Consider the following 7705-nt stretch of genomic DNA (forward strand, 5'->3'; position numbering starts at 1 on the left):
AGTCACTCCAAAAGAGGAAGTTGGAAAAACGCGGCGGAGGTGGCCCGGGTATGGGCCAGCAAGGCCTCGGGCGCTTCACCACGGCAGGCCGCCACCACCTGGGCGATGTGCGGCAAAAAAGCGGGCTCGTTGCGTTTGGGTCTGGGTTTCAGATCCCGCGGCACCAGGTAGGGGGCATCCGTCTCTATCATCAGCCGGCCGGCCGGAATGCGGGCCACCTGTTCACGCAGCTGCTGACCACGGCGTTCGTCACAGAGCCAGCCGGTCACCCCGATATGCAGCCCCAACGCCAGACACTGGTCCAGCTCCTCATCGGAGCCGGTGAAGCAGTGCAGCACGGCCCCCGGCAGTTTGGGCAGCCAGGGGCGCAGGATCTCGATGAAACGGGCGTGGGCATCGCGGCAATGGAGAAACACCGGCATCCCGAGCTCGGCGGCCAGCGCCAGCTGGGCGTCGAACACCGCGTCCTGCACCGGACGGGGCGAGAAGTCGCGATTGTAGTCGAGACCGCACTCGCCGATGGCCACCACCTGGGGCAGTGCCGCCAGCGTGCGCAGGGCCGGCCAGGTGTGGTCATCCACGCTCTTGGCGTCGTGGGGGTGCACCCCGGCGGTGGAGAAGCAGTAGCCCGGCCAGCGGGCGGCCAGGGTAGCGCTCTCGTGACTGCCGACCAGATCGGTGCCGGTCAGGATCAGCGCCTCCACCCCGGCGGCGCGGGCGCGGGCCACCAGATCGGCCTGTTCATCGGCGAACTGGCTGCTGGTCAGGTTTACACCTATGTCGATCATGGGGTCAGCGGGTCCGAACAAAAGGAAGACATATCAGGTATTTGAAAACCATCTACTCGATGGGGCCTTACCATACGCCTCGAACGGGAGCATGAAAAGAGGAAGGGAGCCTCAGCTCCCCTCTTCCGTTGATTCCTGTTGCTCCTCGTCCTCTTTCTTCACGTAGAAGCGGGCGAAGAACAGACCTATCTCCCACAAAGCCCACATGGGGATCGCGAGCAAGGTCTGGGAAAAGACATCCGGCGGCGTCAACAGCATGCCGACCACGAACACCCCGACGACGACGTAGGGACGTTTCTCCTTCAGGCTCTTGGGGGTGGTCACCCCGGTCCAGCACAGCAGTATGGTGGCTACCGGAATTTCGAACGCCACCCCGAACGCGAAGAACAGGGTCAGCACGAAGTCCAGATAGCTGGCAATGTCGGTCGCCACCGTTACTCCGGCGGGCGCGGTGCTGGTGAAGAAACCGAACACCAGCGGGAACACCACGTAGTAGGCAAACGCCATGCCGGCGTAGAACAACACGGCACTGGAGGCGACCAGCGGCATGATGAGACGCCGTTCATGCTGGTACAGACCGGGGGCGATGAAGGCCCAGGCCTGGTAGAGCAGATAGGGGATCGCCACGAAGAAGGAGACCACCAGGGTCAGCTTGATCGGCGTCAGGAAGGGCGTCGCCACGTCCGTCGCTATCATGCTGGTCCCTTCCGGCAGCTGGCTGAGCAGCGGCTGGGCCACGAAGTCGTAGATGTTGTTGGAGAAGTAGATCAGCGCGATGAACACCAGCAGGATGGCGGTGATGGAACGCAGCAGGCGCGTTCTCAGCTCTACCAGGTGGCTGATCAGGGGTTGCTCGGCCTGACTCATGGCTGCTTCACCTCCCCTTGTTCGGTACGTGACTGGGTACCGGAGCGCTCATCCACGATCGCAGTCTGTTCCGGCGCGGCCGCCGCCGCGGCTGGCGGCACCGGCTCCTCCTTCACCTCGGCCGACGCCGGTGCGGGATGGATGGTGTTTTGCTGTTCGTATGGACGGGTCACCGATTGTGCGGCCGCTTTCAGCTGCTCGATAGACTCCTGCAGCTCGGGGCTCAGGTTGTTCATCTGCAGCTGTTCGGCCTTCTTCAGGTCGTTGTGCAGATCCTGCAACTTGAGCTCCTGCTCCAGCTCGGCCTTGACCGAGTTGGCGGTGCTGCGGATCAGTCTAATCCAGTGGCTGGCGGTACGGATCGCCACGGGCAGCCGCTCGGGACCGAGCACCACCAGGGCGACGACACCAATGACAACCAGCTCCCAGAAACCGATATCGAACATGGCTTAGGCCTGATCTTTATCTTTCTGCTTGGCGGCATCGCTAGGCTGGCCGGCCGCTTCGTTCAGCTGCTTCGGCGGAAACTCGGCATCCTTCTGCTCGGACTTGGCATCGCTCGGCTCGTCAGAGAGCGCCTTCTTGAAACCCTTGACCGCGGCGCCCAGATCACCACCGATGCCACGCAGCTTCTTGGTACCAAACAGCAGCACGACGATGACTGCGATGATCAACAATTGCCAAATACTGATACCACCCATGATTTTTATCTCCAGGACAGGCGCCCGCTGGCGCGGTTTATTTAATGAGAACGGGTCCGCAACCAACCCAGCAGCCAGCATAACCCGGCGCCGGCGAGGCTGATTTGTCCCCACTCAATGTGTTGTTTTTGGGTCAGCAAGAATACACCGGCCAATAGCAGGCTGGCTCCAACCCCTAAGAGGTAGCGAGCCTGACCCTGCCGACGACTGTGACGGCGGAACTCGGCGAACATCTGGTCGAAATGGTGCTGTTGATGGCGGGTCTGGCGCAGGGTCTCGTAGACCAGCTCCGGCAGTTCCGGCAGCTTCTCCGCCCAGAATGGCGCCTTCTCCTTGATGGCGGTCCACACCGCCTTGGGCCCCACCTGCTGGTACATCCAGTTTTCCAGATAGGGTTTGGCGGTCTGCCACAGATCCAGCTGGGGATAGAGCTGGCGACCCAGCCCTTCCACATAGAGCAGGGTTTTCTGCAGCAGCACCAGCTGCGGCTGCACCTGCATGTTGAAGCGACGGGCGGTGTTGAACAGGTTGAGCAACACGTGGCCGAACGAGATCTCGGACAGCGGCTTCTCGAAGATGGGTTCAAGCACGGTGCGGATGGCGAACTCGAACTCGTCCACCTTGGTATCGGGCGGCACCCAGCCGGACTCCACGTGCAGCTCGGCCACCCGGCGGTAGTCGCGGTTGAAGAAGGCGAGGAAGTTCTCCGCCAGGTAGCGCTTGTCTTCCCGGTTGAGGGTGCCGACGATGCCGCAGTCGATGCCGATCCAGAGCGGATTCTCGGGGTGCTCATAGGAGACGAAGATGTTGCCCGGGTGCATGTCGGCATGGAAGAAGCTGTCACGGAACACCTGGGTGAAGAACACCTCCACCCCGCGCTCGGCCAGCAGCTTCATGTTGGTGCCGTTGGCCTCCAGCGCCGCGATGTCGGAGACCGGAATGCCGTAGATCCGCTCCATCACCAGCACCTGCTCGCGGCAGTGCTCGGTGAACACCTCGGGCACGTAGAGCGCCTCTGAGCCGGTGAAGTTACGGCGCAGCTGGATGGCGTTGGCCGCCTCCCGCATCAGGTTGAGCTCGTCGAGGATGGTCTTGCGATACTCCTCCACCACCTCGATGGGGCGCAGTCGTCCGCTTTGGGGCACGAAACGGGCCACCAGACGGGCCAGCGCCTGCATCAGCCGCAGGTCGGCCTCGATGACCGGCTCGATATCGGGGCGGATCACCTTGATGACGATCTCGCGGCCGTTCTCCTTCAGCCTGGCGGTATGCACCTGGGCGATGGAGGCGGACGCCAGCGGCGTCTCGTCGAAGTCGTCAAACAGGGTCTCTATGGTGCAGCCCAGGCTTGCCTCGATCTGGCGACGGGCGGCCTGACCGCAGAAGGGGGGCACCCTGTCCTGCAGCAAAGCCAGCTCTTCGGCGATATCCGGCGGCAGCAGATCGCGCCGGGTCGAGAGCATCTGGCCGAACTTGATGAAGATGGGGCCGAGCGCCTCGAAGGCGAGCCGGATACGGGCACCACGGCTCAGCTCCTGGTGTTTGTTCTTGAGCCAGAACAGGCTGCGGCGGGCCAGCCGGCCGGGCCAGGGCTGATAACGGGCGGGCACCAGCTCGTCGATGCCCTGCTCCAGCAGGATGCTGATGATGCGATAGAGGCGCTTGAACTCCTTCGGTGTCATCAGGCTACCCGCTGTTCGAAGCGGGCCAGCCGCAGCTCGACCGCTTTCATCTGTTGCGCCAGCAACTCGACATCGTCGTTGAAGCTGGCCACTTCCAGCGGACCCGGCGCAAGCCGGATCTCTTCGGTCAGATACTCGGCCAGCTGACGCTGGCTGCGGCACAGTTCACGGCCCAGCAAGCGACGCGCCTGACGAGCACCACGCAGCAGGGTGTGGGCCAACACGTCGCCGGTGTAACGGGACAGCTCCTCTTCCCAGTCAATGTCGAGCTCACCCAGCAGCACGCTGAACGCCTGCACCAGCTGGGGGTCGCCGCTCAGATCCAGCTTCTCCTCGCGGATGTAACGCGTCAGAGAGGAGGGATCCTTGAGCAGGCCGAGGGCAGTCAGGGAGAGGCTCAGCACCGCATCGGCCTCCCCTTCAAACTTGGCCAGCACATCCAGCCGGCGCCCGGAGAAGACAAACCAGAGCGGCTTGAGCTCGCGCAGCTCCAGCTTGAGTACCTTGCCCGCCAGCTTGCGCAGCCGCTCGGGGCTCTGCTTGTCCAGTTCCAGCAGCCGGTTGAGGCTGGTTTCGATCACCGCGGTGACCATGGCATCCATCGGCATAGGCGACCTTAAAACTTGTAACCGCGGTGCAAGGCGACCACGCCCTGGGTCAGGTTGTAGAACTCCACCTGCTCGAAACCGACATTTTCCATCATGCCGGCCAGGGTCTGCTGATCCGGGTGCATGCGGATGGATTCCGCCAGATATTTGTAACTTTCGCTGTCGTTCGCGACGATTTCGCCCATTTTCGGCAGCAATTTGAAGGAGTAGAGATCATAAAGCTTGGCGATCACTTCGCTCACCGGCTTGGAGAACTCCAGCACTAGCAGACGGCCACCCGGCTTGAGCACCCGGAACATGGAGGCGAGCGCCTTGTCCTTGTCGGTAACGTTGCGCAGGCCGAAGCCGATGGTGATGACGTCGAAATGGTTGTCCGGGAAGGGGAGCGCCTCGGCGTTGGCCTGAACGTAGGAGACGTTGTTGGCCACCCCCAGGTTGCGCAGCTTGTCGCGACCCACCTTGAGCATGGAGTCGTTGATGTCGGCCAGCACCACCTGACCGGTTTCACCGACGATGCGGGAGAACTTGGCGGTCAGATCGCCGGTACCACCGGCCAGATCCAGCACCTTCTGGCCCTTGCGCACACCGGAGCAGTCGATGGTGAAGCGCTTCCACAGGCGGTGGATGCCGAACGACATCAGATCGTTCATCAGATCATACTTGGCTGCCACCGAATGGAAGACGCCGGCGACCAGGGTTTCCTTCTCGGTCGCGGCCACGGTTTTAAAGCCAAAATGCGTTGTCGTAGTCTGTTCTGACATCCCTTAAACACCCATAGAGCAAAGAATGGCCGCCAGTTTACCAGAGCCAATGGCGTGCGGACACCTTAAACCCGGCTGGCGACCAACTGCATCCCCAGCACCACCATGGCCAGACAGAGAAACAGGTTGAGACCGATGTTGAGCAGCGCCTTGAGATAAGCGCCATGCTGGGCCAGCGCTACCGTGTCCAGCGCAAAAGAGGAGAAGGTGGTGAGGGCACCGAGGATCCCCACCATCAACAGCGGCTTCATCGGGTGTTCGGCTATGTGGCCGTGCAGGATGAGGGCGTAGGCTACCCCCATGATGAAGGAGCCGATCAGATTGACCATCAGGGTGCCGTAGGGGAAGTGGCGCCCCAGCAGCAGCGCCATCAGCTCGGCGATGCCAAAACGCAGGCAGGCACCGATGGCTCCGCCGGCAGCAACAAATAACCAGGTTTGCATGGAAGCAGACTCCACAGTATCAGGCCGACATTATGCAAAATGTCGACCCGGGGGGACAGCAGGGCAATTAATCGACGCCCTCGGCTCAACGGCGAAAATCGACCGGCTCGCTCTGTGCCAGGTGCAGCGTGGTGCGGGCCGGCCTGGTGTCGGCAATCAGTTTGCCATGGCGAATGGAGTAGCGCACCGGCACTTGCCGGCGCACCGCATCGAAGCCGTTCTCGGCAGGCAGGATCAGCAGATTGGCCGGCTTGCCCAGCTCGATGCCGTAGCGATCCTGCACGTTCAGGGTGCGGGCGCTGTGACTGCCGATCAGCTTGAGACTGTCGTTGATCTCTTCGTACCCCATGACCTGACAGACATGCAGCCCCATGTGCAGCACCTGCAGCATGTTGGCCGTCCCCATGGGATACCAGGGGTCGAACACGTCGTCGTGACCGAAGCAGACGTTGATGTTCGCCGCCAGCATCTCCTTCACCCGGGTGATGCCGCGGCGCTTGGGATAGCTGTCAAACCGCCCCTGCAGGTGGATATTCACCAGCGGGTTGGCGACGAAGTTGAGGTCGGCCAGCTTCAACAGCCGGAACAGGCGCGACGCATAGGCCCCGTTGTAGGAGTGCATGGCGGTGGTGTGGCTGGCGGTCACCCGCTGGCCCATGCCGCGCTCGTAGGCCAGGGTCGCCAGCGTCTCGATAAAGCGGGACTGCTCGTCGTCGATCTCGTCACAGTGCACATCGACCAGAACTTGATACTTCTCGGCAAGATCGAACACATAGTGCAGGCTTTCGACCCCATATTCCCGAGTGAACTCGAAATGGGGGATGGCGCCGATCACGTCGGCACCCAGCTTGAGGGCCTCTTCCAGCAACGCCTTGCCGTTCGGGTAGGAGAGGATCCCCTCCTGCGGGAAGGCGACGATCTGCAGCTCCACCCACTCCTGCATCTCTTCCCTCACCTCCAGCATCGCCTTGAGAGCGACCAGATTGGGATCGGAGACATCGACGTGGGTACGGACAAACTGGATACCGTTGGCGATCTGCCACTTCAGCGTCTGGATGGCGCGCCGTTTCACATCCTCGTGGGTCAGCATTGCCTTGCGCTCGGCCCAGCGTTCGATCCCCTCGAACAGGGTGCCGGAGAGGTTCCAGCTCGGCTCGCCCGCCGTCTGGGTGGTATCGAGATGGATGTGCGGTTCGATAAAGGGGGCAATGGCGAGCCCCTCCTCCCCATCCAGCTCATGGGTGGAGAGCAGATGAGTGCTCATGGGCTCGATGGCACGGATCAGGCCATCCTGGCAGAGGATCTGCCAGGTCCCCTCCCTGCCGGCCAGGCGCAGGTTCTTTATCAGCATGTTTTTCTTCCTTTTTTCAGCCGCCAATTGCTTTTTCAAGCCACAACTTAGCTTGGATCAATTTGATAGAAAAGCGTTCATATTGAATACATATGAGACTGTTACTATTGATAGACAGCAACAATAAAAGGGAGTTGATTGGGATGAAAGTAGGATTGACCGAGATCGGCAGCGCAGGCTTGTTTCACGAGTATCTGCAGACGCTGGGCATCAGCAAGCCACCATTGACCTCGATAGAGAAGCAGTGGGAATACAAACGCGATGAACGACTGGTGGCTGCCATCCAGATAGAAGCGTCGGGACAGCCCCGTTTCTATCTCGATGCCAGACAGATATCGATGAATTGAAAAAGCAGAAACAAAAAAGCCTCCCGATTGGGAGGCTTTAATATTTAATGGTGCTGATACCCAGAATCGAACTGGGGACCTCATCCTTACCAAGGATGCGCTCTACCGACTGAGCCATATCAGCACACTAACCGGTAAAGACCACGCTCACCGCGTA

The 7705-nt window shown here is 61.1% G+C and carries 10 protein-coding genes and 1 tRNA gene; 1 reads left to right on the plus strand and 10 read right to left on the minus strand.

Annotated features, from left to right (window positions below; genetic code table 11):
- Positions 1-2: 2 nt before the first annotated feature.
- From ACB031_RS22105 to ACB031_RS22145, 9 genes are all read right to left on the minus strand, one after another.
- Positions 3-788, minus strand: coding sequence for a TatD family hydrolase (locus ACB031_RS22105; protein WP_095591744.1), 786 nt, complete (start codon positions 786-788; stop codon positions 3-5).
- A 111-nt stretch (positions 789-899) separates the two neighbouring features.
- Positions 900-1655 carry a twin-arginine translocase subunit TatC gene (gene tatC / locus ACB031_RS22110; RefSeq protein ID WP_005307280.1) on the minus strand — a complete coding sequence of 252 codons (756 nt, stop codon included), beginning with the start codon at positions 1653-1655 and terminating at the stop codon, positions 900-902.
- On the minus strand, positions 1652-2101 hold the full coding sequence (gene tatB, locus ACB031_RS22115; RefSeq protein WP_371140246.1) for a Sec-independent protein translocase protein TatB: 450 nt from the start codon (positions 2099-2101) through the stop codon (positions 1652-1654). The genes tatC and tatB overlap by 4 nt, the downstream gene beginning before the upstream one ends.
- Positions 2102-2104: 3 nt before the next feature.
- Positions 2105-2356, minus strand: a complete 252-nt coding sequence (gene tatA, locus ACB031_RS22120) for a Sec-independent protein translocase subunit TatA (RefSeq protein WP_005307275.1) — start codon at positions 2354-2356, stop codon at positions 2105-2107.
- Positions 2357-2397: 41 nt separating this feature from the next.
- Positions 2398-4038 (minus strand): ubiquinone biosynthesis regulatory protein kinase UbiB, encoded by a 1641-nt coding sequence (ubiB, locus tag ACB031_RS22125; RefSeq protein WP_005307274.1) that lies wholly within the window; start codon positions 4036-4038, stop codon positions 2398-2400.
- Entirely contained in the window at positions 4038-4646 is a 609-nt protein-coding gene (locus ACB031_RS22130; protein ID WP_005307271.1) for an SCP2 domain-containing protein, read from the minus strand. The genes ubiB and ACB031_RS22130 overlap by 1 nt, the downstream gene beginning before the upstream one ends.
- 8 nt (positions 4647-4654) lie before the next feature.
- The gene (gene ubiE / locus ACB031_RS22135; RefSeq protein ID WP_010635575.1) at positions 4655-5407 is read right to left on the minus strand and encodes a bifunctional demethylmenaquinone methyltransferase/2-methoxy-6-polyprenyl-1,4-benzoquinol methylase UbiE; all 753 of its coding nucleotides are present in this window, start codon (positions 5405-5407) and stop codon (positions 4655-4657) included.
- A gap of 65 nt (positions 5408-5472) precedes the next feature.
- On the minus strand, positions 5473-5850 hold the full coding sequence (gene crcB / locus ACB031_RS22140) for a fluoride efflux transporter CrcB (protein WP_005307266.1): 378 nt from the start codon (positions 5848-5850) through the stop codon (positions 5473-5475).
- A gap of 85 nt (positions 5851-5935) precedes the next feature.
- On the minus strand, positions 5936-7201 hold the full coding sequence (locus ACB031_RS22145; RefSeq protein WP_017788468.1) for a cytosine deaminase: 1266 nt from the start codon (positions 7199-7201) through the stop codon (positions 5936-5938).
- 92 nt (positions 7202-7293) lie between these two features.
- On the opposite strand from ACB031_RS22145, the gene ACB031_RS22150 reads away from it, so the two are divergent.
- Positions 7294-7548: a hypothetical protein gene (locus ACB031_RS22150; protein WP_371140247.1), complete on the plus strand. Its 255-nt coding sequence runs from the start codon at positions 7294-7296 to the stop codon at positions 7546-7548.
- 48 nt (positions 7549-7596) lie between these two features.
- On the opposite strand, the gene ACB031_RS22155 is transcribed toward ACB031_RS22150, so the two are convergent.
- A tRNA-Thr gene (locus tag ACB031_RS22155) sits at positions 7597-7672 on the minus strand.
- Positions 7673-7705: the final 33 nt, after the last annotated feature.

Origin of the sequence: Aeromonas sp. S8(2024), assembly GCF_041403085.1 — a bacterium.
In the GTDB taxonomy this organism is placed as follows: Bacteria; Pseudomonadota; Gammaproteobacteria; order Enterobacterales; family Aeromonadaceae; genus Aeromonas; species Aeromonas dhakensis.

Coding starts and splice junctions, on each gene's coding strand:
- ACB031_RS22105 (WP_095591744.1), bottom strand. CDS start 788: ATGATCGACATAGGTGTAAACCTGACCAGCAGCCAGTTCGCCGATGAA.
- tatC (WP_005307280.1), bottom strand. CDS start 1,655: ATGAGTCAGGCCGAGCAACCCCTGATCAGCCACCTGGTAGAGCTGAGA.
- tatB (WP_371140246.1), bottom strand. CDS start 2,101: ATGTTCGATATCGGTTTCTGGGAGCTGGTTGTCATTGGTGTCGTCGCC.
- tatA (WP_005307275.1), bottom strand. CDS start 2,356: ATGGGTGGTATCAGTATTTGGCAATTGTTGATCATCGCAGTCATCGTC.
- ubiB (WP_005307274.1), bottom strand. CDS start 4,038: ATGACACCGAAGGAGTTCAAGCGCCTCTATCGCATCATCAGCATCCTG.
- ACB031_RS22130 (WP_005307271.1), bottom strand. CDS start 4,646: ATGCCGATGGATGCCATGGTCACCGCGGTGATCGAAACCAGCCTCAAC.
- ubiE (WP_010635575.1), bottom strand. CDS start 5,407: ATGTCAGAACAGACTACGACAACGCATTTTGGCTTTAAAACCGTGGCC.
- crcB (WP_005307266.1), bottom strand. CDS start 5,850: ATGCAAACCTGGTTATTTGTTGCTGCCGGCGGAGCCATCGGTGCCTGC.
- ACB031_RS22145 (WP_017788468.1), bottom strand. CDS start 7,201: ATGCTGATAAAGAACCTGCGCCTGGCCGGCAGGGAGGGGACCTGGCAG.
- ACB031_RS22150 (WP_371140247.1), top strand. CDS start 7,294: ATGAGACTGTTACTATTGATAGACAGCAACAATAAAAGGGAGTTGATT.